This is a genomic window from Variovorax sp. LjRoot130 (assembly GCF_964253755.1).
In the GTDB taxonomy this organism is placed as follows: domain Bacteria; phylum Pseudomonadota; class Gammaproteobacteria; order Burkholderiales; family Burkholderiaceae_C; genus Variovorax.
Map to the genome: position 1 here is coordinate 450,656 of NZ_CAXURM020000002.1, position 26,039 is coordinate 476,694.

A 26,039-nucleotide genomic window follows, 5' to 3' on the forward strand; every position below is an offset into this window, starting at 1 on the left:
CGTTTCTCGGCTTCTTGCGCCACCAGATCACTGGGAGCCGCGAATGCAATGTCCCCGCTGCCAATGTGAAAATCTGGCCGATGCCAACTTTTGTCAGGATTGCGGTGCCAAGCTCGAGCTGATTTGCAGCGGCTGTCATGCCGCGAATGCGGCAGCCAGCAGGTTCTGTCGTAAGTGCGGAACGCAGCTGACTCCGCAACCGGCGGTCGTTGCGGCAACGACGTTTGAACCTTCGCCGTCTGCGCGTCCTGGCGTGTCGACCGAGGCTGTCGCGGCGGATCCGTACGTTCCCGCGTATCTGGCCGAGCGGTTCCGGCTGGGCCACGCAGTGCATCTCACGCAGCACGTCGGCGAGCGCAAGATCATCACCGCGCTGTTCGCGGACATCAAGGGCTCGATGGCGCTGCTCGACGGCATGGACCCGGAACTCGCGCGGCAGGTGATCGATCCGGCACTGCGCTTGATGATGACTGCCGTGTACCGCTACGAAGGCTATGTTGCCCAGGCGCTGGGTGACGGCATCTTCGCCTTCTTCGGCGCTCCGATCGCGCGCGAGGATCACGCCCGCCGGGCTCTCTATGCGGCGCTCAGCATGCAGGAGCAGATGAAAGGGTACGGCGCCCGGCTGCTGCGGGAATACGGGCTGCCCGCCATGCAGATCAGGGTGGGGATCCATACCGGTGAAGTGGTCGTGCGTTCGATCCCGACCGACGACCAGCGTGCGGACTATGTTCCGATCGGGCACTCGACGGGACTGGCGGCTCGCATTGAGCACGTCGCGGCACCCGGCGCAGTGGTCGTCAGCGAATCCACCCATCGCCTGACGGAGGGCTACTTCGAGTTTCGCAGCCTGGGCAGCGTCCCGTTGAAAGGCGTCAGTGCGAACGTCAACCTCTTCGAGGTCACGGGCATCGGTCCATTGCGTACCCGCCTCGAAGTGTCCGCCAGCCACGGTTTGGCACGGTTCGTCGGTCGCCAGCACGAGCTCGAACGGATGCAGGCGATGCTGCAGTTGGCCAAGGCGGGCGAAGGACAAATCATCGCGGTCATCGGCGAGGCGGGCGTGGGCAAGTCGCGCCTGTGTCACGAGTTCAAGCTGCTGGCGAAAGAGGGCTGCCTGATCTTGGAATGCAGTTCGGACTCCTACGGCAAGGCGTTTCCCTACCTGCCGTTGATTGACATGCTGAAGAGCTATCTGCAGATTGCGCCGGGCGACGACGACCGCCGTAAGCTGGAGAAGGTGACCGGCCGCGTGCTGGGGCTCGATCGCAGCCTCGATGACACGATCCCCTTCTTGTTGACCCTGTTGGGCGTCAGGGATCCTGCCGCGCCGATCGACAAGATGGACCCGCAGATTCGGCGCCGCCGAACGTTCGACGCAATTCAGCGACTGGTGCTGCGCGAAGCCGTCAACCAGCCGGTCTTGATGGTGATGGAGGACTTGCACTGGCTGGACGCCGAGAGTCAGAGCTTCCTGACGATGTTCGGCCGCGCCGTGGAAGGTGCGCGCATCCTGCTGCTCGTCAACTATCGTCCCGAGTACCAACCCAGCTGGGACGCTGCCACGTCGCACAGCCAATTGCGTTTGAAAGCGTTCGGGCGTGAGGATGCCGAAGCGTTGCTGATCGCCTTGCTCGGAATAGCTCCCGCGCTCGCCGAGCTGAAATCGCTCATTGTCGAGAAGACGCAGGGAAATCCATTCTTCATGGAGGAGTACGTTCAGACCCTGTTCGATCATGGTGTTCTGATGCGACGCGGTGAAGAGATCGTGCTCACCCGCGCATTGGCGACGATCGAGATGCCCGCAACGGTGCAGGGCGTGTTGGCGGCCCGCATCGACCGCTTGGAGCCCGAGCACAAGGCGTTTCTACAGATGCTTGCGGTGCTCGGCAATGCGTCCCCGCTGCGTCTCATCGAGCGTGTGGCGCTGAGTTCCGAAACGCAGCTCCAGGATATGCTCGACCGCCTGCAGAGTGCCGAATTCATCTTCGAGCGAACGGTGTTCCCCGATGTGGAATACGTGTTCAAGCACGCACTCACCCGGGAGGCAGCCTACGGCGAGCTGCTGGCTGACACCAGGCGCATCTTGCATTCGCGTGCGGCGCAAGCGATGGAAGCGCATTTCAGCGATCACCTGGACGATCACTGCAGCGAGCTTGCCCATCACTATGCTTGCAGCGACAACGTGCCGAAGGCGGTCGATTTCCTGATGCGCGCCGGATCGCAAGCGATGCAACGCTCCGCCTACGCTACGGCAATCGATCATCTCAGTTCGTCGCTGACCATGCTGCCGGGACTTGCCGATCCGGCGGGGCGTGGCTCGCGCGAGTTGCAGATTCAATCGATGCTCGGGTCCGCATGGATGGCGACGCGCGGCTTCGCGGTGCCGGAGGTCGCCCAAGCCTACGAGCGGGCCCGCGAACTATGCCAGGACACCACCGATAGCGCCGACCTCGTTCGGGTGCTTTCAGGATTGGGGTTGCTGTACATCAATCGGGGTGAACTGCGGTTGGCGCGCGATATCGGCGAGCAACTTCTGGGCTTGGCCGAGCGCAGGCTGGAAACCGAGCTGTTTGTGGGCGGCCACGAATTGCTCGGACTCACGTTGCTTCGGGTCGGCGACCTGATCGATTGCAGGTCGCATATGGAGCTGGCGGTTCAGCGCTACGAGGACGTGCACGATCACGCACTGCGCGACAGCCTGGGCCGGGATCCGAGGATCTCCTGTCTTGCCTTCGGGGCGCTGGCGCTGTGGCTGTTGGGATACCCGGATCAGGCGGTTGCGGGCGTTGCGCAAGCGCAGCGGGCGGCGCATGCGGCAACGCCTCGGCACCCGTTCAGCCTCGCGTACGCGATGGCTTCATTGGCATGGGTCCATCAATTCCGCGGCGAAGCGTCGCTGGCTCTGCAAGCGGCCGAAGCGACGACCGAATTCGCCACCGAGCAGGGTTTCCCGAGCTGGCTCGTCCACGGCCTGATCGTCCAAGGATGGGCCGAGGCCGAGCTAGGCAATACCGAAAGCGGATTCACCCACATCGAGCAGGCGCTGTTAGCGTACAAGGCTACCGGTGCCAAGGTCTGGCAGCCGCTATTCCTGCTGTTGCAGGTTCAGGCGCTCTCGCGTGCCGGACAAATCGCCGAGGGACTGGAATCGGTCACCAAGGCGCTGGGCCTCGCCAGCGAGATGGGTACGTATTGGTGGGAGGCTGAGCTCTTTCGCGTCAAGGGAGAATTGCTTCTTGCCCTCTCCACGGAAAATGCCGCCGAGGCGCAGACCTGCTTCGAGCGCGCTCTTTCCATCGCCAGGAAGCAAAGCGCCAAGTCTCTTGAATTGCGCACATGCGTCAGCATGGTCCGGTTGGCGCGTCTCCATGGCGGGCACGCGCAGGCCTTGCTCGAACTTGCCTCCGTGTATGAATGGTTTACCGAAGGCTTCGATGCGGCTGACTTGATCGAGGCGCGCGAGTTGCTTGGGAGGGCGGGGCAAGGCTGAGCCTTCACTGATACTCGTCGCTCACGTTGCGTGCGGAATGGAAAGCCACGACACCCCAGTTCCGCGCTCCGGGGGCGGTGGATTTGTGCCAAACCCCGGGCGGAACGACGTGCCATCGATTTTCCAGTACGGCTGGGTTGCCTTGCCCATAACGATCCACGCGCCAGCCGTCCGTTGTCTGGACGTGCGTTTCCATGGCGCCATCCAGGGCAAACAGATACTGCGTGCTATTCACATGCCGCTCGATGCTTGCGCCGCCGGCGCCGCGATTCACCACGACTCTGACGCTACCAATCGCCGCGGGCACTGGGCACCCAAGACACGAGAGATCCAATGCTGCAAAGGCTTCGGCAATGTTCGGGTTCTGCTGCAATTTCTCGCGGGCATCGGCGGCCGCCTGCCGCAGGACGCACAACACGTCGGGACGGCTCGCGAAGCGGTCCAGTTCTTCGGTGACCGGTCGTACCTCCGGGGTGATGCTCTGGTTGTTGGTCGGCTGCGCCATGGGGGATCTGCTTCTGACTTCGATGATATGCCCAAGTTCTTGAAGGACAGCAGGTGCGAAGCCCATATTGAGCAGATGCCTCGCACGTGCAGTCCGCCATATTCGGCAAACTCCGTCGGTAGGCGCTCGAGCACCGGCGACTGAGTATCAAGGTTGGGGCCGGTGAAGGAAACCTGCGTCAAATCCATTTCTACACTCATTGTTGCGCGCGGCGACGCGGATTCAGGTGGCGGCGGCGACCGTCCGCTTCTGGCTGCGAGTCCGGCCCTAACGGTGGGGAAGACTGTGCCGCGGCACCAGACCCGTTGCCGCCTTTCGAGCTGTCAGTCTGAAGGTCCGCAATGTCGACGAGAGAGGTCTGCGGTTCAAGATCTTCAATGGACGATGAGGCGCCTGGGCTATTGCGAGTGTCTTGAGAAAACGGTGCAATGTCATTTCGTTCCCTCACTAGCCCGCGCGCCAGGGGGGGCACGGTCCGCGGTCCATTGCCGGCTCAGCTACCGCCGTCTACAGGCCTCGTTCCCAGGCGCGTAGCCCCCGATTCCATGCGCGAAGGCGGTCGTCCAATGCTTCTCCGCCAGCGCCCGAGCTGGTGGCCGAGAGCTGGTCGAGCAGGATCTGCTGATCGGTGCTGAGCTGCGGAAATATCGGCGCCAGCGTGACCAGCTGGTCGCCACGCGTGCCGCGGCACTGCACCGGGAAGCCCTGGCCCTTCAAGCGGTAAGACAGCCGGTCGCGGCTCAGCTGCAGCGCTTGGAAGCCGGTGACGGTCGGCACCTTGACCTGCCGATTGGCGATCCACGCGAATCCATCGACTGGCATCTCGCATCGAATGGTGCCGTCGTCGTCGAGCTTGAAGAACGCGTGCTCCGACACCTCGACGCGAATCTCGACGTCGGCGGGAGGGCCTTCGGCTCGCACGCGCCGTCCGTCGACATGGAGCAGATCGCCATCGCGCACGCCGTGCGGAATGCGCACGTTCATCTTGTAGCCGCGCGGCGCCTTCTTGCCGACCCCGCCGCACGCCGCGCACGGCTGCCTCGCGATGCCGCCGCCCAAGCAAGCCTCGCACTCGGTCACACCGGCGGGCCAACCGAAAAAGGAGCGCTTCGGGATCGCGCCCGACCCCCCGCACCGAGCGCAATTCCCGCCCATCACCTGGTGCCCGGCGCCCGCGCAGGTGGCGCAGATGTCGGTGACCTTGCCCCGCAGCACCTTGATGCAACCGACGGCCGCTTCCTCCAGAGTCATCCTGACCTTGCGGTGCAGGGGCCGGCGCTGCCGTTCCGTGCCGGCCGCGCGGGATGCCGTCGTAGCTTGGTCGGCGTCGAATCCGTCGGGGGTGTTGTTGTCCGGCGCGCCGGGCGTGTCGACGTCGGCGTTCGCCCGGGCACCGAATCCGGCGCGGCGGATCTCTTCGAATGCCTGGTTGATGCGCTGCATCTTGGCAACAGCACCGGCGCTGTCATTGCGGTCCGGATGCCATTGCGAGGCGAGCCGGCGCCATGCCGCCTTCACCTCGCGCTCGGTCGCGTCAGGTGCCAATCCCAGTTCGGCGAAAGCGTTCTCGGTGCCCAAATCCAAAGACCTTGTTCAGGGAAGCCGTCCAAGATGGAAGCCCATGGAGGCGGCGGCCTGTTAGCGTGAATGTTATCCGAGGGAGCGGCATGCAAGCCGTGTGCCACGCGCGGCGAGGCCACGCTGCGCTGAACAGTCGCGGTTCAAAATACGTGCGGCGCGCCACGTTGGTTTGTGCAACGTGCGAACGCCGCCCCGGGAGGTCCGAGCGGGCCGCGGCCCGTTGGTCCCGCGCATCGACGACACCGACTTGCGTCTCCATGGGGTGGCCGACAAAGGGCCGCATAAAGCTCGGAAGCACCCTCTCGTGCCGTGCTCTTGCGGTCGAACCCGGAGCATTGGAGGCGAGGGCGCTCACACGCCCGCACCTTGGATGGTTTCCTGTGCAACCGACGGACAGGTTTTCGGATTCGATGCGTTTGCGCGGATGACGGTCGGCCGTTAGGCCGGAGTCTGAACTGAAGCTGGAACTATCGAATGACCGCCTGCATCGCAAGGGGACATTCGAGTCAGCGAGATGAAGGTCCGCAAGTGGGCCGACAGTTCGAGTTCGCGGTCCAGGCTCGAAGGTCAGCTTCCGCTTTTGCAGCGACCACCGCCGAGACTGCGCGGGGCCGACGCACACGATGCCTACGCATCGCCAAGGTAACGCCGCGCTGCCGACTGGCCAACGCCCTGACGAGGAGGCGAGCGCGATTTTTCAGGCCTCAGCGTTAATGCCGTGCTCGCGCACATTCATCTTCAATCCCACCGGCGCCATGGCCAGCTGCAGCAGTTCGCGCGGCTCCTTGCCGTCGGCCGTGCTCACGTTTTGGATGTCGAAGCGACTCAGCAGAACCGCCATCGCCATCTTCATTTCAACCAAGGCCAGGTAGCGCCCGGGGCAGATGCGCGGGCCAGCACCGAAGGGCATGGAGATACGCTTGGCGGCGCTGGCGTTCTGCCCGGGTTGGCCGTCGGCCAACCAGCGTTCGGGGTTGAAGCGGCCGGCATCGCGAATGTGGGATTCACTCACCGCGTCGCGCCGCATGACCGCGATCACCACCATGCCGGCCGGGATGTGCACGTCACCCAGCGTGGTGTCGCGCAGGGCTTGCATGGCGTTCTGCGGAGCCACGGGCTTCAGGCGCATGGTTTCGTGGGCGCAGGCTTCCACATAGTCCAGTTGACCAATCTGGTCGACGGTGGGCGGCTCGCCATCGGCGCACACGCGGCGCACCTCGGCGGTGGCCTCGGCCAGAGCCTGCGGGTTTTGCCATAGCAAGTGGATCATCCAAGCCAGCGTGTTTGCGGTGGTGTCTTCTCCGGCCAGTAGCATGGTGAGCACGTTGCCTGCCACTTGCTTGTCGTCCATCCCACTGTCGGGTTCGTCAGCGGCAACCAGCATGGCCTCCAGCAGGTTGGATGGGTGCTCGCGCAGGGCCGGGTTCGCCTGTAGTCGCCTGCGCCCTTGCGCAATGAAGCCGTCGACCGCCGCATTCACCTCGGCCACGCTGCGCACCAGAGCGCGATCTTCGACCGACGGGAACCAGCGCCACAGCGGAAGTGGCGCGAAGATGCGCTTGAACACGGCCGGAAAGATGCGGTTCAGGTGTTTCTGAATCACATCTTCGTCGCTTTGCAGCGTGTTGACCTCGGCGCCGAACGCCAAACCGGCAATCGCGTCCACTGTGAAGCGCATCAGATCGGCCTGCAGATCAATGGTGGTGCCATGACGCGCGGCCTGCTGCCAGCGTTGGGCCAGGCGCAGTCCAACGCGCTGCAGTGCGGGGTGATAGCGCTTCACGTGACCGGGATCGAAGGCGGCCATCACCATGCGTCGCTGGCGCCGCCAAGTGTCGCCGTTGGCACCAAACACACCACCCATAAGACCGAGTTCCGTCCAAACCTGTTCGAGCTTGGTGGTACGGCGAAAGCCGTCGGGGCGGTCACGCAGGGCTGTGGCGATCAGTTCATGGTCTCCCACCACCACCGCGCGGCGAGGGCCCAGGCGCAGTTTGAAGATCGGCCCGTGCTCCTCGCACCACTGCTCAAGTTGCAGGTGCAGCCGAGTGGAGTCGATCTGAAGCAGGTTGCCGAACACCGGCACACCGTGTGGGCCGGGCAAGTCGTCGAACTGGCGCAGCCGGCTCGCCGCGGTGGGCGTATTCATAGCGTTGCTGGCCGCCACGAGCGGCGCAAAGAGCGAAGGTCGTGCAAAGTGGCCATCCTTAATCGGATTGATCAAGTATTGGGCAGTTTTGAGAGCTCGGCAATCGACAATTGTGATGATAGAGGTAGCGCATGCGCCCGGTCACGCGAGAATCTGGTTGGGCCCGACTATCAGCCGCCAAGGCCTTGAACGCTCCAGGCAGACAGTCCGCTTCGCTGCATAGCTGTCTTCAGACTGGCAGCGGTCATTGACGATCATCTACCCGTGCAAGTCCAGAGCCAAGGCTAAAGCGTAGGCTTAAGAATGATGTTTTGTACGAGGCCAGCAATGACCTCGTCTGCCGTCACAGGCATGACGATTGTCGAAGACGGATGCGCGGCAGTGTTCCGCTTATCGATCTTCTTGATCAATGTCTTGGCGGCGGACACTAAAGATCTGAGCGCTCTTTGCAACCTCAACAACCTGACCTTCTTTCAAGTCCTCGAAGTCCGACTGCTTGTTGACGTGGCTTTTCTTCGGGTACGTGATCTTGAGCTGCTTTGCCCAGCGCTGACATCCCGACGCGGCAGCTGCCGCGAATACCAACAGCCTCGAGCGGGGGGGGGGCATGCGAGATGACTTCGTGCTTCACGCTGTGTTCAGGCGCTTACGCGCCAGTGCACTCCGGCGCGGCTTAACCGGAAGCTCGACGCCGACAAGCCGAGACACGACCAGCCGAACGTTCGCCTGCATCGCCGCCACCGCCTTCTTGTCCCCCGACAGGTATTTCAACAGGCTCTGCTGGAACAACCCGTCGAACAACGCATAGGCCACGCTGCTCGGCACCCGCACCGGTTCGCCGGTGATCTCGGCAAAGCGTGACATCACGCGCCAGATCATCTTCTCCAGGCTCTTGTCGATCTCGGCCACGTCGGCGCGGAACGCTTCCTCGAACAGCGACTGCGCGCGCAGGTCGTACCAGAGGCGGTGCATCGGCGCTTCCTTGCGCAGCGTGTCACCCAGCGCAGCGACGAAGCCGTCGAGCAGTTCGTCGTAGGTCGTCGCCGTGGCCGTGACTTCGTCATAGCGCTTCACGCAGCGCGCCTTGTACTGGCGCACGCTGCACAGGATCAGGTCGAGCTTGTCTGTGAAGTAGTAGTGCAGCACGCCGTGCGAGAACTCGGAGTTCTGCGCGATCTCGCGCAGGCTGGTACGGGCATAGCCGAGTTCGGCGAGCGTCTGCAGCGCGGCTTCGCCGAGCTCGGCGCGGCGCTCGGCGAACTTGTGGTCGCGGGGCTGGGGAACGGTGGCCATGCGGCGATTGTAAGGAGCACTTCGCGCGTCGCACCAGTGTCGCAATCCGCGCGTCTTGACACTTGTCCAAAACCCGCTTGACAGTTGTCAAGACGACTCCTAGGATCAATTTCCATTTCCTTGACGACTGTCCAAATCAAACAGGAGACATCCATGAACAAGTTCGACCTGAGCGGCCGAAAGGCCCTGGTCACCGGTGGCGCGCGCGGCCTCGGCGAAGGCATGGCGCAGGCGCTCGCAGCCGCAGGCGCGTCGGTGATGATCGGCGACGTGCTCGCGTCGCTCGGCCGAGATGCGGCGGGCAAGCTGTCAGCCAGCGGCGCAAAAGCCGGCTTCGTGCAGCTCGACGTGACGAAGGAAGACGATTGGCTCGCCGCGGTGAAGGCCACCGTTGACACGCTCGGCGGCTTCGACATCCTGATCAACAACGCCGGCATCGAGGTCACTGCGCTGGTGACCGAAATAGACCCCGCCGCCTGCGCCGCATGCTCGACGTGAACATCGTCGGCACCGCCCTCGGCCTGAAGCATGCGTTCCGCGCAATGCGGCCTGGCGGCACGGCGGGCCAAGGCGGTGCGGTCGTCAACATCTCGTCGGTCGCGGCGACGATCGCGTTCCCGGCGATCGCCGGCTACTCGGCCACCAAGGCGGCCGTGGACCGGCTCACGCGCGTGGCCGCGATGGAGTCCGGCAAGCTCGGCTACGGCGTGCGCGTGAACTGCATCTATCCGGGCCTGGTGCCAACCGAGATGGGCATGAAGCTGGCCGCTGACGTGGTCGCCGCGGGCCTGTTCGCATCCCCCGAAGCGGCGGTGGGCTCGATCATCGAGCAGACGCCGGCAGGCCGCCTCGGCGAGGTCGCCGACATGGCCGATGCGGTGGTGTTCCTGTGCTCCGACGCGTCGCGCTTCATCACCGGCGCGGGCCTGCCGGTCGACGGCGGCATGGGCATGTAAGACCAACCAACCAGGAGCGAGACAATCATGAGCAAGCCCAAGAAACCCGTCGTGGTCTACGGCGCCTCCGGCTACACCGGACGGCTTGTGTGCGAGTACCTGCGCGAGTACGGCATTCCGTTCATCGCCGCCGGTCGCAGTGCCGACAAGATCCAGGCCGCGATGAAGTCCAACGTCGCCGGCATCGAGACCGCGAGCTACGAAGTGGTCGAGGTGATCCACACCGTCGAGGCGCTGACCCAGCTGTTCAAGGGGGCCTCGGTCGTGCTGAACACCGTGGGCCCGTTCGCCAAGTTCGGCCCCGAGGTCGTCGAGGCCTGTCTGGCCGCCAAGTGCCACTACACCGACACGACCGGCGAGCAGGACTGGCTGATCACGCTGGACCAGGAGTACGGCGCGAGGTTTGCTGCCGCCGGCCTGCTGCTGTCGCCGGGCCTGGCGCAGATGTACACCACCGGCGAGATCGCCGCGCAGCTGTGTCTCGAGACGCCGGGCCTGGACACGCTGGACATCGCGGTTTTCTGGGGCGGCAGCCCGACGATCGCGTCGACGCAGACGATCCTTGTCAATGCGGCGATGGCCAAGGCCTACTACCTCGAGCAGAACCAGTACGTCGAGCATCAAGGCGATGCAGGCCTGTACAGCCTGACGATCCCGGGCCAGCACGAGGCCGCACTCGCGCTGCCCTGGGGCGGGACCTCGCACCCGGTGTGGTTCAAGAAAGACCCGCGCGTGTCCAACGTCAAGGTGCTGGGCGGCGTGTTCAACAAGCCGCTGATGCTGGGCGTGCCGCAGATCGTGGCCGCCGCGTTGAAGGCCACCGAAGACATGAACGCCGACGATCGCTACGCCGCGTTGGCGAAGACGGCCGCCGGTGTGATGAACACGATGCCGCCGCGCGAGAACCCGCGCATCAACAAGTCCGTCGACTCGGTGCATGCCTCGGGCCCGCTGGCGCGCGCGCACTGTGTCATCTTCGGCAACTGCAACTACAAGCAGACCGGCATGCTGCAGGCCTTCGCGGCGGCCTCGCTGCTGCAGCAAGTGCCGAAGCGCGTGGGCTTCGCGTCGGGCTGCCAGGCCTTCGGTCACCACGAGCTGCTCGGGGCCTTGCGCAGTTTCGGCCTGGTGCAGGCGCCTGTTCTGACAGTGCACACCTGACGTTGCAATGCGTTTGATCGACTACCTCGACAAAGGGGCGATGCTGGGCGAGGACTCGCCGTGCCTGACGATGGGCACGGCGGATCTGTCGTACGGCAACGTGCAGCGCATCAGCCACCGCGTTGCGCACGGCCTGCAGCGCTCCGGCATTGCCGCCGGCGACAAGGTCGCGGTGCTGTCGAGCAACGACGCGACCGCCTTCGCCTGCGTCTTCGGCATCTCGCGCGCGGCGGCCGTGTGGTGCCCGGTGAACCCGCGCAACGAGGCGGCCGAGAACCGTTTCGTGCTCGATGCCTTCGATTGCGCGGCGCTGATCTTCCACAGCGCCTACGCGCCGATGGTCGAGCAGATGCGTGTCGACTTGTCCAAGCTTCGCGTGCTCGTCTGCATCGACCAGCCCTGCGCGTTCGCGCCGTCGCTGGCGCAATGGCTGCAAGGCGTCAGCGACGCGGCCATCGACATCCCGCCCATCGACGACCTCGCGATGATCGCCGGAACCGGTGGCACCACCGGCGCACCCAAAGGCGTGATGCTGTCGGGCCGCAACCTCGAGACCATGAGCGCGCTGACGCTGATGGGCTACCCGTTCGACGGCCGGCCCTCGTACCTGGCGCTCGCGCCGCTGACGCACGCGGCCGGCGTGCTTTGCCTGCCGGTGATGGCGCTCGGCGGGCGCGTCATCATCATGCCCAAGCCTGACCTCGGCGAGTTTCTCGCGCTGATCGAGCGCCACCGCATCACCCACACCTTCCTGCCGCCGACGCTGATCTACATGCTGCTCGAACATCCGCAGCTCGCGCAGACGAAGCGCGATTCGCTGCAGTGCTTCTGGTACGGTGCTGCGCCGATTTCCCCCGCGCGACTCGATGACGCGCTGACGAAGATCGGCCCTGTGATGGCGCAGCTCTTCGGCCAGACCGAGGCGCCGATGATGATCTCGATGATGGCGCCGCGCGAGCACTTCAACGCCAACGGTTCGGTAGCCAAGCAACGCCTGGCGTCCGCCGGCCGGCCCGGGCCGCTGGTGCAGGTGGCGACGATGAACAGCGAAGGAGCGCTGCTGCCGCGCGGCGAGACCGGCGAGATCGTGATCCGCAGCTCGCTGGTGATGATGGGCTACTACAAGGACGCGGCCGCGACCGCCGAAGCCGGGCGCTTCGGCTGGCACCACACCGGCGACATCGGCCGCATTGACGACGATGGCTTTCTCTACATCGTCGACCGCGCGAAGGACATGATCATCACCGGCGGCTTCAACGTCTATTCGGTCGAGGTCGAGCAAGCGCTGATGCGGCACCCTGACGTGCAGGACAGCGCGGTGATCGGCCTGCCTGACGACAAGTGGGGTGAGAAGGTCGTCGCGGTCGTGCAGCTGCACGCCGGGCGCAGCGTGCGGCCCGACGAACTCGTCGCGTTCGTGAAGGCACGCATCGGCAGCGTCAAGGCGCCCAAGCTTGTCGACATCTGGCCCGACCTGCCGCGCTCCAAGGTCGGGAAGGTTTTGAAGAAGGACATCCGCACCGAGATGCTCAAACGCTTGACCGAGGCGGCTCGATGAGCAAGGCGTTCGTCGCGGGTGTCGGGATGATTCCGTTCGCGAAGCCGGGAGGCAGCGATCCGTACGACGTGATGGCCGCGAAGGCCGGCCGGCTCGCGCTGGCCGACGCCGGCATCGTCTTCGAGGCGCTGCAGCAGGCCTACGTCGGCTACGTCTACGGCGACTCGACCAGCGGCCAGAAGGCGGTCTACGCACTGGGCATGACCGGCATCCCGATCTTCAACGTCAACAACAACTGCTCGACCGGCTCGACCGCTCTGTTCCTCGCGCGCCAGGCGATAGAGAGCGGTGCGGCCGAGTGCGTGCTGGCGCTCGGCTTCGAGCAGATGAGCCCGGGTGCGCTTGGCACCGTGTTCAACGACAGGCCCAGCCCGTTCGAGGACTTCGACCGCGAGGCCGAGGCGCTAGTCGGCATGCCCGAGCTGCCGCTCGCGCTGCGCTATTTCGGCGGCGCGGGGCTCGCCCACATGCAGAAGTACGGCACGCCGCTCGAGGCCTTCGCCCAAGTGCGCGCGAAGGCCAGCCGCCACGCGGCGCGCAACCCGCTCGCGCTGCTGCGCAAGGAGTTGTCGGTCGACGATGTGATGGATGCACCGATGCTGTGGCCCGGCGTGCTGACGCGCCTGATGGCGTGTCCGCCGACCTGCGGCGCGGCGGCTGCGGTGCTGGTCTCGGAGAAGTACGCGAAGTCGCACGGCTTGCGCACCGATGTGTTCATCGCCGCGCAGGCGATGACGACCGACCGGCCCGACTCGCTCGAGAGCCACGACATGATGAACCTCGTCGGCTACGGCATGAGCCGAGCAGCGGCGCGCAGTGTCTACGAGCAGGCCGGCATCGGCCCCGAAGACCTCGACGTGGTCGAGCTGCACGACTGTTTCGCACAGAACGAGTTGATCAGCTACGAAGCGCTGGGTCTGTGTGCCGAGGGCGGGGCCGCGGCATTCATCGCCGCGGGCGACAACAGCTACGGGGGCCGGGTCGTGACGAATCCGTCCGGCGGCCTGTTGTCCAAAGGCCATCCGCTGGGTGCGACCGGCCTGGCGCAATGCTTCGAGCTGACCCATCAGCTGCGAGGCAGCGCAGAACAGCGTCAAGTGCCCCGCGCTCGTATTGCCTTGCAGCACAATCTGGGCCTCGGGGGCGCTTGCGTGGTGACACTGTATCGGTCACGGTCACCCCCGTGATAGAGCTGGCGTGATGGGCTGGCAGACCTTCGTGCGGCACGCGTGTTGACGGATCGGCATCTTCCGAGTGCTGATGTTGACCAGCATGTACTGGCGGCCTCAGTACGAGTAGGTGCCAATCACCTGCTTCACTTTTTCCAGCGCTTCCTGGAGAGTGTCCAGAGCTACAGACCCGAGTGACAAGCGGATCGCATGGGGCACGTGGACAGACGTCGCAAACGGTTCGGCAGTCGACACCGCTACGTGCTCGCGCATGAGCGCCATCGCTATCTGGTCGGCTCGAACCTCTTCTGCCAGCAGAAGCCAGAGAAAATGGGAAGCCGGATGGCGAACGCATCGGAGCCTGGCAAGCACTTCGCTGGCCATGGATTGCCGAATCCTCGCATCGTGGCGTTTCTCTGCCTCCAGCCGGGTGACCGTACCATCGTCGAGCCAGCCGCAGGCGATCGCCGTCATCACGCCGGGGGTGTTCCAGATGGAAGCCCTGATCGTTCGCTCCATGGCAGGCACCCACTGCGCGGGTGCAGCGACGAATCCGAAGCGCAGCCCGGTGGCTACGCGCTTGGAAAGCCTACGCGTTCTAGCGCACCTTGCGTCGAGCCCGCTTGTTCGATGTTGGTTGCTGCGCTGCCCGCGGCGCGACGACGAAGCCTTGCGCCGGAGAGCGAAACGCCCGCGCGTCGCACGAGCGAGACCTCGCGGTCGATCTGGGGGTTTTCTACGCGGCGCCAGCCGATGCCCGCACCCGCTGTCCTTGCCCGAGTTCGAGGTCGCGCTGTACTGGCACGACCGCTACCACCGCGACCCGGCGAACAAATGGCTGCGCGATTTCATCGTCCAGCAGTTCGCGGCGGACGGCGGCGCGACGCCTTGACCGCTCCGCGTCAAGCGATGCGCCTATCGGAATCTCGGCGCCTTCGCAAAGTCCACGAACCAGTCGATCAGGTGCGGCTGTGCCAAGGCATCGCGCTTCACCACCGCATCCAGCGGATGACCCAGCAGCAGCTTCTTGATCGGCAGCTCGAGCTTCTTGCCGCTGATGGTCCTTGGAATGCCGTCGACGGCGAAGATCTCATTCGGAACATGGCGCGCCGACAGGCCTGTGCGCAGCGCCTGGCGGATGCGCTGGTCGAGCGCCTCGTCGAGCCTTGTGCCAGGGCGCAGCTGCACGAACAAGGCCATGTAGGACTCGCGGCCGAGGTACTCGAGGTCGACCACCAGACTGTCGAGCACCTCGTCCAGAGCTTCCACGACGCGGTACAGCTCTGCCGTGCCCATGCGCACGCCCTGGCGGTTGATGGTGGCGTCCGATCGCCCGTAGATCACGCCGCCGACGGCGTCGCGCCGGGGCACCAGCCGGAGCCAGTCGCCGTGGCGCCAGACCTCGCGGCCCTGCGCGTCCTGGAAGCTGCCGAAGTAGCTCTCGGTGTAGCGCTCGTTGCCCGCGTCGCCCCAGAAATGCAAAGGCATCGATGGCAACGGCCGCGTGCAGACCAGCTCGCCCACCTCATCCATCACCGGCTGGCCCGCGTCGTTCCAGGCATGCACGCTGGCGCCGAGCGTGCGGCACTGCATCTCGCCCAGATAGACCGGCAAGGTCGGCAGGCCGACCAGAAAGCCGCCGGCGATGTCCGTGCCGCCGCTGACCGTGTTGAGCCAGATGTCGGCCTTCACCGCTTCATAGAGCCAGCGGTAGGCCTCGGGCGAAAGCGGCGAGCCGGTCGAACACACGGTGTGCAGCGCACCCAGGTCCGCGACCTCGCGCGGCACGACGCCGGCCTTCAGGCACGCGTGGTGGATCGCCGCGCCGACCCCGAGGACATTCACCCCCAGGCGCCCTGCCAACCTCCACAGATGGGTCCAGTCCGGTTCGACGCCGGCGCCGGTGACCGCGCCGTCATACAGCACCAGCGTGGCGCCACCCAGCAGGCCGAGGATGTGCGCGTTCCAGACCATCCACGAGGTGTTGACCGCCCACAGCACGCGATCTCCGGGGTGCAGGTCGTTGTGCAGCACCATGTTGACCATGCCGTTGGCCAGCACGCCGCCGTGCCCGTGCACGATAGCCTTGGGCAAGCCGGTCGTGCCCGAGGAATACAGGATCCACAGCGGATGATCGGCGGCCAGGGGCAGCGGTGCCGGCACCGCGTCCTGCGACACCGCCGTCTGCCAGCTCACGACGGCGCGCTGCGCGGCCGCCGCCGGCAGTGGGGCCGAGGGATCGAGGTGCGGAACCCAGACGATGCCACTCACCGTCGGCAGGCCCGCCAGGATGCCGTCCAGCACATCGCGCCGATTGAATGGCTTGCCGCCGTGGCGGTAGCCGTCGACCGCGACGAGCACCTTGGGCTCGATCTGGCGGAAGCGGTCGACGACGCTGACCGCGCCCATGTCGGGCGCGCACAGTGACCAGACGGCCCCCAGGCTGGCGGCAGCGAGGAAGGCGACCACGGCCTGCGGGATGTTGGGCAGGTAGCCCACGACCCGGTCGCCCGGACCGACGCCGAGTTCCTGCAGCGCCTGCGCCATCGAGGCCACCTGGCGCTGAAGATCGCCCAGCTCAGCGATCCGGCGCCTGCCGCTTCGCTTTCGAAGACGATGGCGGGCGAGTCAAGACCGGCATGGCGGAAGACCTGATCGACCAGGTTCAGGCGCGCGCCCGGGAACCACTCGGCACCCGGCATCGTGTCGGCGCCGAGCATGCGCATCGGGGGGGTGCGCAGCGGCAGGTCGAAGAAGGCCAGCACGGCCGACCAGAAGCCTTCGGCGTCGCTGACCGACCATTGCCAGAGTGTCTCGTAGCTGTCGAAGACGAGGCCACGCTCGCGCGCCAGCCAATCACCGAACCGGGTCACCAGGGCTCGCCGCCGGCGCTCCGCCGAGGGCGCCCACAGCGGGGCATCGTCCGCCGCAAGTGCGGCTTCGTTGTCCAACTTGCGCATGTTCAGGACTCGGCCGTGAAGCCGATGCGCTTGATGTGGGCGCGCCATTCATCCGTCTCGGCGCGCAGGCGTTCGGCCAGCGCCTGCGGCGTGGACGACTTGGCCGTCATGCCGAAGTCCGCCAGGCCGCGGGCAAAGTCGGGCTGGGCAACGGCCGCCTGGATAAGCCCGGCGGCACGCCGCACCTGGGGCGCGGGCGTCCTGGCGGGCACGAAGATGCCGAACCACTCGGTCAGGTCGATCGCATAGCCCTGCTCGCGATAGGTGGGCAGTTCGGGCACGAAGGCGTTGCGCGTGGCGCCCGAGACCGCCAGTACGCGCAGGCGGTCCGACTTCAGGTGCGGCAGGAAGCTGCCCAGCACGGTCGAGTAGGCCGCGACCTGGCCGCCCAGCAGATCCTGCAGCCCGGGCGCGTCGCCTCGATAGGCCACGTGGGTCATCTCCACGCCGGCCATGTGTGCGAGCAGGCTGCCGATCAGATGCGGTGTCGAGCCCGAGGCGGGCGAGCCGAAGGTGGCCTTCGCCGGTTCGGCCTTGGCCCAGGCCAGGAAATCCTTCAACGTCTTCACGCCGGCCGGCACCGCGGGACCGACCGCGAAGGCGAAGGAGAAGGTGCACACCAGCGACACGGGCTGCACGTCCTCCGGCGCATACGGCAGCTTCTTGTAGGTGAACGGATAGACCGAGAACGGGGCCGGCGGCGACAGCAGCAAGGTCGCCCCGTCCGGTGGACTGGCCTTGAGGGCAGTCACCGCGATCTGCGAGCCCGCGCCTGGCTTGTTGTCGACGACGACCGTGGGCGCGTAGGTGTCGCGCAGCTTGTCGGCCAGCCGGCGCGCCACGTTGTCGGTGCTTCCGCCGGGCGGAAAGCCGACCAGCAGGCGCACCACGTCAGGATGCTGCTGCGCCAGGGCAGCGAATGGCAAGCCGGTGGCGCCCATCGCGGCCAGGGCGCCCAATTGCGAAGTGAATCCGCGGCGGGTGGTCATATCGTTGTCTCCATGGTTTCCAGTCGGTCGAGGCTTGGCGCTCTGTGGCGCGCCGCCGATTGGAGACCGGGGAGTCGACCGGTTCTTGCCGTCCTTGTCGGAATCTTGCGGTTTTGAGGGTAAGTCCCAGGCGGCCCGCGATTCCGTCAGGCGCCTTGGCGGTAGGCCGTTGGCGTCACGCCCCAGTGTCGCTTGAAGGACTGCGCGAAGTGCGCGGCCGAGCGGTAGCCCGTGGCCTGGGCGATCTCGGCCAGGGGCTTGCGCGTGCTGCGGATCAGCCGCGCAGCGGCTTCCATCCGCCGCGCGCAGACGTACTCATGCGGCGTGGCGCCGAACGAGGCCTTGAAGGCTCGCGCGAAATGGAAGGGGCTCAGGCCCGCCAAGCCAGCCAGTCGAGCCAACGGCCAACTCTCGTCCAGTCCCGCTGCAACTGCGTCGACCAGCGTGTCCGACTGTCGCCGACTGAGCGCCGGGCCGCAAGCGGGCCCCGGGTCGGCATAGTGTTCGAGCAAGTGCACCGCAATGGCCAGCGCCATATGTTCCGCGAACATCGGCCGCAGCGAGGTGTTGCTGTCCAGCGAGGCGAGCAGCGTTTGTGCGAACGAGGCCAGCACCGGGTCGCGCCGGCCGAAGCAGCTTCGCAGCCGGACCTGGCCACCCGACGCGCGCTGCAGCCAGGCGGGGTCGAGGTTGATGTGGATGTTGTCTCGTGTCGCCGGGCTGCGCCAGAAGCTGGGCCGTCCGGCCGGCACCAGCAGCGCGTCGCCAGGCCGCCACGGGCCGGTACCGACTTGCGACCCGTGTCGCTGCAGCAGCGCTGTCGGGGTCGAGCGCCGCAGCAGGATGCTGTGACTGCTGAGCGGCGGGACGTACAGGTCTCCCGCGGGTCCGATCTGGTGCCACACGAAGAGGCCGCGCCACGTGCGGCCGTCGCTCGAGCGGTGAACCTGGTGAGGAGCCGCCTGCCACGGCTCATCCACCAGCGAAGATTCGACCGCGGACCAACGCGCAGCATCGAAGCCGGGCAGATGGCGCGAACCGGCGGCAATCTCGTTCATCGACGTGTCTCCAGGTTTCGGGCAGCGCGCGTAGACCCGATTCTGGCGGATTGCGATTCGGAGCCTCGCGCTTGGCGAGTCTCACCGAAACAAGGCAGCTTGCAGCCAAGCCGGCGCGACGCTGCTATTCCGGCTTGATGTTGAGTTTGTCGAGCACGCCTTGCCAGGTCCTGCGATCGTCTTCGATGTACTTGGCAAGCTGGTCGGGCGTGCCGGGCCGCGGATAGGTCCCCAGCTCGCGCGACTTGGCGACCACATCGGGCAGCAGCAGCGCTTCGCCCATGTCCTTGTTGAGCTTGGCGAGGATGGCAGGATCCACGCCCTTCTTCGCGATCACCGCGAACCAGCCGAAGGCCACGGCGCCCGGCACCGTCGAAGTGGCCAAGGGCAGCTGCTCGAGGCCGGGTTCGACGCGGTCGCTCAGCGACGCCAGAATCCGCAACTTGCCGGCCTGAACGTTGCCTGCGACAACGTTGTAGGTCTCGACCATCATCTTGGTCTGGCCACCGAGCGTGGCCTGCATGGCCTGGGCGCCACCCGGGTAGTGCACTTCAAGGAACTGCGCGCCCGACTGCAGGCCCAGCAGCGCCGAAGCAAGGTGCGGCGCGGTGCCGCGGCCGTTGTCGGCCACCTCGATGCCCTGTGGCTTGGCCTTTGCGGCAGCAATGAACTCGCCGAGCGTCTTGTAGGGCGAGTCGCCCGGAACGGCGAGCACGAAGGGCGCCACGGCCGCCAGGGTGACCGGCACGAAGTCGCGGTTGAAGTCGTAGCTCACGCCCTTGATGGTGCTGGGCGCGACAGAGATGGCCGAGCCCTGGACGAAGCCGAAGGTGGTGCCATCGGTCGGCCCGGTCAGGAGTGTGTTCATGCCGATCACCCCGCTGCCGCCCGGCTTGTTGTCGACCACCACCGATTGGCCCCACTTCTGGGTGAGCTTGGCGCCGACGAAGCGGATCAGCACGTCGGGCGCAGAACCGGCCGGGAATGGGACCACGAAGCGCACCGGCTGACTCGGCCACTTCGCGGCAGCGGACTGCGCCTGCGCCTCGGGTATCACTGCGACCATCGACACTGCGAGTGCGAGTGCGAGTGCGAGTGCGAGAAGCGATCGGCGAAGGTTCATTCGATCCATGGAAGTCTCCTTGTTATTTCTTTGAAAAATTGCCAGCAGCTGTGGCAATGCGCGAACGGTCGAAGCCTCAACCAGCCTCACTCATGCTGGGCTGCTGGTGGATGCGCTCGTGCTCCATACCCTTCAGCAGGTCGAGCGCCACGTCGACGATCATGTCTTCCTGACCGCCCACCATGCGACGCCGTCCCAGTTCGACCAGGATGTCGACGGTCTTCAGGCCGTACTTCTTGGCGGCAACTTCCGAATGCCGCAGGAAGCTCGAGTACACGCCGGCATAGCCCAGCGCCAGGGTCTCGCGGTCCACACGCACCGGTCGGTCCTGCAGCGGGCGCACGATGTCGTCGGCCGCGTCCATCAGCTTGTACAGGTCCGTGCCGTGGTTCCACCCCAGGCGCGCGGCTGCGGCAATGAACACCTCCAGGGGCGCATTGCCCGCGCCGGCGCCCATGCCCGCCAGGCTGGCATCCACGCGGTCGCAGCCCTCTTCCACCGCGACGATGCTGTTGGCCACGCCCAGGCTCAGGTTGTGGTGCGCGTGCATGCCCGTCTGTGTCTCGGGCTTCAGCACCTCCTTGAACGCGCGGAACCGGTCGCGCACGTCGTTCATGCTCAGCGCGCCACCGGAGTCCACCACGTAGCAGCAGGTCGCCCCGTAGCTCTCCATCAGCTTGGCCTGCTGCGCCAGCGCCTGCGGCGTGGTCATGTGGCTCATCATCAGGAAGCCCACGGCCTCCATGCCGAGGTGGCGCGCGTACTCGATGTGCTGCTTCGAGATGTCGGCCTCGGTGCAATGCGTGGCCACGCGAACGATGCGCGCGCCCGCGTCATAGGCCGCCTTGAGATCGTGCACGGTGCCGATGCCCGGCAGCAGCAGCGTTGCGATCTTGGCGTGCTTGGTCACGCTGGCCACCGCTTCGATCCACTCGAGGTCGGTGTGAGCGCCGAAGCCGTAATTGAAACTGCCGCCTTGCAGGCCGTCGCCATGGGCGACCTCGATGGAGTCGACCTTGGCCTCGTCGAGCGCCTTGGCGATCTGCCTGGCCTGCTCCACGCTGTACTGGTGGCGAATGGCATGGCTGCCGTCGCGCAGCGTCACGTCGGAGATGTAGATCTTCTTGCTAACGTCGTGGCTCATTGCGGCCTCCTTCAGGCGACCACCGCGGCGAGCATCCGCTCCGCCATCGATTCGGCGGTGCGCAGCGCAGCGCTGGTCATGATGTCGAGGTTGCCCGCGTAGGCCGGCAGGTAGTGCGCAGCGCCTTCCACCTCCAGGAAGATGGAGGTCTTCAGGCCGTGCATGCGCACGCCAACGCCGGGGATGCGGATCGGGTGCTCGGCCTCGATGCGGTCGAACTGCACTTTCTGCTTGAGGCGGTACCCCGGCACGTAAGCCTGCACGTCGGCGGCCATGCGCTCGACCGACTCGGCGATCAGGTCCTCGTCGGCGAACTCGCTGAGCGTGTAGACCGTGTCGCGCATGATCAGCGGCGGCTCGGCCGGGTTCATCACGATGATGGCCTTGCCCCTGGCCGCGCCGCCTACCACCTCGATGGCCTTCGACGTGGTCTCGGTGAACTCGTCGATGTTGGCTCGTGTGCCGGGGCCGGCGCTCTTGCTGGAAATGCTGGCGACGATCTCGCCGTAGTGAACCTTGGCCACGCGCGAGACGGCCGCCACCATCGGAATGGTGGCCTGGCCGCCGCAGGTGACCATGTTGACGTTTGGCGCGTCCAGGTGCGCTTGGCCGTTCACCACAGGAACGCAGTACGGGCCGATCGCCGCGGGCGTGAGGTCCACCAGGCGAATCTCCGACTTGAGTTCACGCAGGAAGGCATCGTTCCTGACGTGCGCACCGGCCGAGGTCGCGTCGAAGACGATGTCGATGTCCGCGAACACCGGCAGGCGCGAGAGGCCTTCCACGCCCTCATGGGTGGTGGCCACGCCCAGGCGCGCGGCACGCGCCAGGCCATCGGAGGCGGCGTCGATGCCGACCATGGCACCCATTTCGATGTGGCGGCCGTGGCGCAGGATCTTGATCATCAGATCCGTGCCGATGTTGCCGCTGCCGATGATGGCAGCCTTCAGCTTGCGATCAGCCACGGTGTGCCTCCTTGGCGGCAACGCCCTTGGGAACGCCACCGACGCCCCAATGCGCGGCCGGCACTTCCTGCAGGATCACGCGAATGGATTCGCGCGGGGCTGCGGTGGCTTCGACAGCAGCATCGGTGAGCCCGCGGATGAGGGCGGTCTTCGCCTCTGCACTGCGGCCCTCTATCAGGGTGACCTGGATCAATGGCATGTTCGCCTCATTCGGTGGTGTTGAATTCGACGCGGCCGAGACCTTGCATCTCGAGCGCAATATGCTGGCCGGGCTTGAGGGCTTCGGCAGCGGTGGCGCCGCCGGCCATCACCAGCCACCCCGGCTCCAGCGGCTCGTCCGCTCCTGCGCTCAGACGCGCGGCGGCAACGAGGGAGCGCAGTGGATTGCCAAGAATCCCCGCGGTGCTCCCGACCTGGCGCGGCGCACCGTCGATCGACAGGATGAGGCCCAGGTTGCTGAAGTCCTGTCGCGGGTCGCACCAGGGACCGATCACGTATCCCGACGACGACGCGTTGTCGGCAATGACGTCCTCCAGCGAGAAGCGGAAGTTCTCGAAGCGGGAGTCGATGATCTCGAGCGCCGGTGCGATCGCGACCACGGCATCGAGCGCCTGTGCGAGGCTTGCGCCCGCGGGCAGCGGCTTGCCGAGCAGGAAGGCCACCTCGGGCTCGACGCGTGGATGAACGAACCGGCTCAGTGCCACCTGGCCGCCATCCTCTTCGGCCATTGCATCGGTCAGGCGTCCCCAGATCATGTCGTGCACGCCCATCTGGACCATCTTCGCGCGGCTGGTGAAGCCCATCTTCATGCCGGTGCGCCGCTCGCCGCGTGCGAGCCGCTGCGCAATTGAAGCGCGCTGAATCTCATAGGCGTCCTCGACGCTGAGCTCTTCCTCCTGCCCGAACTGCGAGATGGGTTTTGCATGGCGTGCGGCATCGTCTACCCGCTGCGCCAAAGCTGCGATTCGTTGCTGGCTCATTGCTGTTGCTCCTCGAACACTGCGCGCACCGATCCGAGGCCCTGGATGCGGGCTTCGAACACATCCCCGGGGTTGACGGGAACCATCGGCCCCAGTGCGCCGGTGAGCACCACGTCGCCGGCCTTCAGGCCGCGGCCCAGCTCGGCCATCTTGTTGGCCAGCCACAGGGCCGCATTGAGCGGATGCCCTAGGCACGCAGCGCCCGCGCCCAGGCTGACCTGCTCGCCTTTGCGCTCCATGACCATGCCAGCCAGGCGCAGGTCCAGGTCGTCCAGAGGAACCGGGGTATTGCCGAGCACGAACAAACCACTGGAGGCGTTGTCTGCCACCGTGTCGACGAACCGGATGTTCCATTCGGCAATGCGGCTCCCCACGATCTCGATCGCAGGCAGCGCGAACGCAACGCCGCGCAGCATCTGCGCCATCGAGATGCCGGGTTCGAGCAAGTCGTGCTCCATGACCAGCGCAACTTCTGCCTCGACCTTGGGTTGCATCAACCTGGACCAGCGCACCGGCTCGCCATCCGCGATCGCCATGTCGGCGAACAGCATGCCGTAGTCGGGCTGGTCCACGCCGAGCTGCTTCTGCACCGCCTTCGCCGTGAGGCCGATCTTCCGGCCGACGAGCCGTCCGCCACCTTGCAGTTTGCGCTGCGTGTTGATCTCCTGGACGGCGTAGGCCTCTTGCGGGCCGAACCCGGGGAAGGTCTCCCGCAAAGGCGCGATCGCCTTGCCTCCGGAGGCGGCGCTCCACAGCGAATCTGCTGCCACTTCGATGTCACGCGTTGTCATTGCGGCGCTCCGTTGAACTTGATGCAAACATTGCTCAGCTCGGTATAGAACTCAAGCGAGTGAACGCCTCCCTCGCGGCCGATGCCCGAAGCACCGGAGCCACCGAAGGCCGTGCGCAGGTCGCGCAGGAACCATGTGTTGACCCACACGACGCCCACCTTCAAGGCGTTGGCGAAGCGATGTGCCCGGTCGACGTCCTGCGTGTAGACCGAAGCGGCCAGGCCGTATCGCGTGTCGTTCGCCATCTGAAGTGCCTCGGATTCACGATCGAACGGGATGACGCAGCAGCAGGGGCCGAAGATCTCTTCGCTGGCCACACGCGAGCCGTGCGGCAAGCCCGTCCACACCGTCGGCTCGATCCAGGCGCCACCCTTGAGCGCAGGCGGCACCTTCGGCACCCCGCCGCCATGGACGACCGAAGCGCCCTCATCCCTCGCCAAGGCGTAGTAGCCGAGGACCTTGGCCTGGTGCTCGGCCGAGACAAGGGGCCCGAAATTGGCTTCGGGATCGTCGGGCCGGCCCGGCTTCAGGCGCGCCGCCGCGGCAGCCAGCCGCTGCACGACGGCGTCGAAAACCGGGCGCTGCACGTACACCCGCTCGGTGCCGAGGCAGACCTGGCCCGAGTTCTCGAAGACCGAGCGGGTCAGCCCGGCGATGGTCACGTCCAGGTCCGCATCCTCGAACACCACCGCGGCGTTCTTGCCACCGAGTTCCATCGACACCGGCTTGATGCCTTCTGCAGCCGCCCGCATGATGGCGGCACCCGTGCGCGTCTCGCCCGTGAACGTGACCGCATCGATGTCCGGATGCGTGGTGAGATATTCGCCGGCAGAGTCCGGGCCGAACCCATGCACCACGTTGTAGACCCCCCTGGGGATGCCCACGGCGTTCATGACTTCACCCAACAGCGCCGCCGTGGCCGGCGTTTCCTCCGAGGGCTTGACGACGACGGTGTTGCCGCACGCCAGCGCGGGCCCGACCTTCCACGTCATCAGCAGCAGCGGCAGGTTCCACGGGCACACCACGGCCACGACGCCCTTTGGCCGCCTCGATGCATAGTTCAACGCGGGCTTGCCATCCGGCGCATGGCTGGCAAAGCTCTCCGTCGGCACATTGCGCACCACATCCGCAAACACGCGGAAGTTCGCCGCGCCGCGCGGGATGTCGAGATGCGATGCCAGCGAGCGCGGCTTGCCGGTGTCTGCCACTTCAGCGGCAAGGAAGTCCTCCGCACGGCGATCGATCTCTGCGGCAAGCGCATACAGCAGGTCGCAGCGTTGCGCGAGCTTGAGGGAGCCCCAAGGGCCATGGAGCGCCTCGCGCGCTGCGCGCACCGCGTCGTCCACGTCCTCGCGCCCGGCCTCGCTGACCTTGTCGATGAACGAGCCGTCGACGGGGTTGATGTCGTCGAAGGTCCGGCCGCCGCGCCCCTCGCGGTATTCGCCGTTGATGAAATTGAGAATCACGGTTGTGCCTCCTGGAAGTTGATCTCTGGGTCTCCTGCGCTCAGGTACTCCCACATTCGTTCGAAAATGCCGCCGGCATCGGTGGCCCGCCGTTCACGCTCTGGCGCATCGAGCACGACCGATTCGTCCTGCAAGCCGGCCGCCAGCACGGCAAGCTCGATCCGCGCTGCATCCTCGAGATACCAGGTCAGCACCACCGCCTTGGCGAGCGAGTCGCTCGCGACCAGCACGCCATTGCCGCGCATCACGATCGCGTTGGCGCTTCCCATCGCGTCGATCACCGCTGCGGCCCGTTCGTCGTCCCGCACGAGTTGCGGGTCGTCCCACAAGGCCGCACCGGCACCAAAGTAGGCGCCCATCCCATGGCGAGTCCGGGGTGTGCGCCGCGCGGTGCCAAGCGCCATGAGCAAGGGCGGCATCGTGCGGGTCACGGCGTGAACGTGGGCGTGGCGTTGATAGATCTGCTGGTGCAAACGAACCTCGCCCAGCACGCCTGCCGGCAACGCCCCGGTCACAGGCACGACGGTGCCCGGCTCGCCAGGGCCAATCAGGCCCATCGGCCGCGAGGCACAGACCAGGAAGTTGCCCACGTCGAGGCGGACGCTGCAGTGGCCATAGGCGTGTGCCAGGCCATGACGCGCCAACGCGCGGGCAGCAATGCGCAGTTCGCGCTGAACGGCTGGAGCGGCGTTCAAGGT

General features: G+C 66.0%; 18 protein-coding genes and 3 pseudogenes. 5 read left to right on the top strand and 16 right to left on the bottom strand.

Annotation, left to right across the window (positions count from 1 at the left end):
* The first annotated feature begins 43 nt into the window (after positions 1-43).
* The gene (locus ACSQ86_RS31840; RefSeq protein ID WP_436307173.1) at positions 44-3,493 is read left to right on the top strand and encodes an AAA family ATPase; all 3,450 of its coding nucleotides are present in this window, start codon (positions 44-46) and stop codon (positions 3,491-3,493) included.
* Between the two features lie 4 nt (positions 3,494-3,497).
* Here the strand turns inward: ACSQ86_RS31840 and ACSQ86_RS31845 are convergent, their stop codons facing one another.
* The 4 genes from ACSQ86_RS31845 to ACSQ86_RS31860 all read right to left on the bottom strand — a co-directional run bounded on the left by ACSQ86_RS31845 (position 3,498) and on the right by ACSQ86_RS31860 (position 9,021).
* A complete protein-coding gene (locus ACSQ86_RS31845) occupies positions 3,498-3,998 on the bottom strand; it encodes a hypothetical protein (protein WP_436307172.1) in 501 nt (166 codons plus the stop codon).
* Between the two features lie 507 nt (positions 3,999-4,505).
* Entirely contained in the window at positions 4,506-5,582 is a 1,077-nt protein-coding gene (locus ACSQ86_RS31850; RefSeq protein ID WP_436310472.1) for a DnaJ C-terminal domain-containing protein, read from the bottom strand.
* 694 nt (positions 5,583-6,276) lie between these two features.
* Complete coding sequence (locus tag ACSQ86_RS31855; RefSeq protein ID WP_436307170.1) at positions 6,277-7,728, bottom strand: cytochrome P450; 1,452 nt, start codon at positions 7,726-7,728, stop codon at positions 6,277-6,279.
* Positions 7,729-8,355: 627 nt separating this feature from the next.
* Positions 8,356-9,021: a TetR/AcrR family transcriptional regulator gene (locus ACSQ86_RS31860; RefSeq protein WP_436307168.1), complete on the bottom strand. Its 666-nt coding sequence runs from the start codon at positions 9,019-9,021 to the stop codon at positions 8,356-8,358.
* 222 nt (positions 9,022-9,243) lie between these two features.
* Between ACSQ86_RS31860 and ACSQ86_RS31865 the strand changes: the two are divergent.
* The 4 genes and pseudogenes from ACSQ86_RS31865 (at position 9,244) to ACSQ86_RS31880 (ending at position 13,883) form a co-directional block, all read left to right on the top strand.
* Positions 9,244-9,977, top strand: a pseudogene (locus tag ACSQ86_RS31865) (SDR family NAD(P)-dependent oxidoreductase).
* 27 nt (positions 9,978-10,004) lie between these two features.
* Complete coding sequence (locus tag ACSQ86_RS31870) at positions 10,005-11,138, top strand: DUF5938 domain-containing protein (RefSeq protein ID WP_436307166.1); 1,134 nt, start codon at positions 10,005-10,007, stop codon at positions 11,136-11,138.
* Positions 11,139-11,145: 7 nt separating this feature from the next.
* Positions 11,146-12,696, top strand: a complete 1,551-nt coding sequence (locus tag ACSQ86_RS31875; RefSeq protein WP_436307165.1) for an AMP-binding protein — start codon at positions 11,146-11,148, stop codon at positions 12,694-12,696.
* Positions 12,693-13,883: a lipid-transfer protein gene (locus ACSQ86_RS31880; protein WP_436307164.1), complete on the top strand. Its 1,191-nt coding sequence runs from the start codon at positions 12,693-12,695 to the stop codon at positions 13,881-13,883. The genes ACSQ86_RS31875 and ACSQ86_RS31880 overlap by 4 nt, the downstream gene beginning before the upstream one ends.
* Positions 13,884-13,982: 99 nt before the next feature.
* Here ACSQ86_RS31880 and ACSQ86_RS31885 read toward each other — a convergent pair.
* The 12 genes and pseudogenes from ACSQ86_RS31885 to ACSQ86_RS31940 form a co-directional block, all read right to left on the bottom strand.
* Positions 13,983-14,453 (bottom strand): annotated as a pseudogene (locus tag ACSQ86_RS31885) (aminotransferase class I/II-fold pyridoxal phosphate-dependent enzyme); the annotation flags it as partial.
* A 327-nt stretch (positions 14,454-14,780) separates the two neighbouring features.
* Positions 14,781-16,825 (bottom strand): annotated as a pseudogene (locus tag ACSQ86_RS31890) (acetoacetate--CoA ligase).
* 2 nt (positions 16,826-16,827) lie between these two features.
* Positions 16,828-17,814 carry a Bug family tripartite tricarboxylate transporter substrate binding protein gene (locus ACSQ86_RS31895; protein ID WP_436310473.1) on the bottom strand — a complete coding sequence of 329 codons (987 nt, stop codon included), beginning with the start codon at positions 17,812-17,814 and terminating at the stop codon, positions 16,828-16,830.
* Positions 17,815-17,960: 146 nt separating this feature from the next.
* The gene (locus ACSQ86_RS31900; protein ID WP_436307161.1) at positions 17,961-18,872 is read right to left on the bottom strand and encodes a helix-turn-helix transcriptional regulator; all 912 of its coding nucleotides are present in this window, start codon (positions 18,870-18,872) and stop codon (positions 17,961-17,963) included.
* Between the two features lie 124 nt (positions 18,873-18,996).
* Positions 18,997-20,004, bottom strand: coding sequence for a Bug family tripartite tricarboxylate transporter substrate binding protein (locus tag ACSQ86_RS31905; protein WP_436310474.1), 1,008 nt, complete (start codon positions 20,002-20,004; stop codon positions 18,997-18,999).
* Between the two features lie 67 nt (positions 20,005-20,071).
* A complete protein-coding gene (gene dmpG / locus ACSQ86_RS31910) occupies positions 20,072-21,139 on the bottom strand; it encodes a 4-hydroxy-2-oxovalerate aldolase (RefSeq protein WP_436307159.1) in 1,068 nt (355 codons plus the stop codon).
* A gap of 11 nt (positions 21,140-21,150) precedes the next feature.
* A complete protein-coding gene (locus tag ACSQ86_RS31915) occupies positions 21,151-22,104 on the bottom strand; it encodes an acetaldehyde dehydrogenase (acetylating) (protein ID WP_436307158.1) in 954 nt (317 codons plus the stop codon).
* Positions 22,097-22,303 carry a 2-hydroxymuconate tautomerase gene (locus ACSQ86_RS31920; protein ID WP_093111107.1) on the bottom strand — a complete coding sequence of 69 codons (207 nt, stop codon included), beginning with the start codon at positions 22,301-22,303 and terminating at the stop codon, positions 22,097-22,099. Before ACSQ86_RS31920 ends, ACSQ86_RS31915 begins: the two co-directional genes overlap by 8 nt.
* 7 nt (positions 22,304-22,310) lie before the next feature.
* Entirely contained in the window at positions 22,311-23,084 is a 774-nt protein-coding gene (locus tag ACSQ86_RS31925) for a 2-keto-4-pentenoate hydratase (RefSeq protein ID WP_436307157.1), read from the bottom strand.
* Positions 23,081-23,875 (bottom strand): 2-keto-4-pentenoate hydratase, encoded by a 795-nt coding sequence (locus ACSQ86_RS31930; protein WP_436307156.1) that lies wholly within the window; start codon positions 23,873-23,875, stop codon positions 23,081-23,083. Before ACSQ86_RS31930 ends, ACSQ86_RS31925 begins: the two co-directional genes overlap by 4 nt.
* Positions 23,872-25,341, bottom strand: coding sequence for a 2-hydroxymuconic semialdehyde dehydrogenase (locus tag ACSQ86_RS31935; RefSeq protein WP_436307155.1), 1,470 nt, complete (start codon positions 25,339-25,341; stop codon positions 23,872-23,874). Before ACSQ86_RS31935 ends, ACSQ86_RS31930 begins: the two co-directional genes overlap by 4 nt.
* Entirely contained in the window at positions 25,338-26,036 is a 699-nt protein-coding gene (locus ACSQ86_RS31940) for a class II aldolase/adducin family protein (protein ID WP_436307154.1), read from the bottom strand. The genes ACSQ86_RS31935 and ACSQ86_RS31940 overlap by 4 nt, the downstream gene beginning before the upstream one ends.
* Positions 26,037-26,039 lie beyond the last annotated feature (3 nt).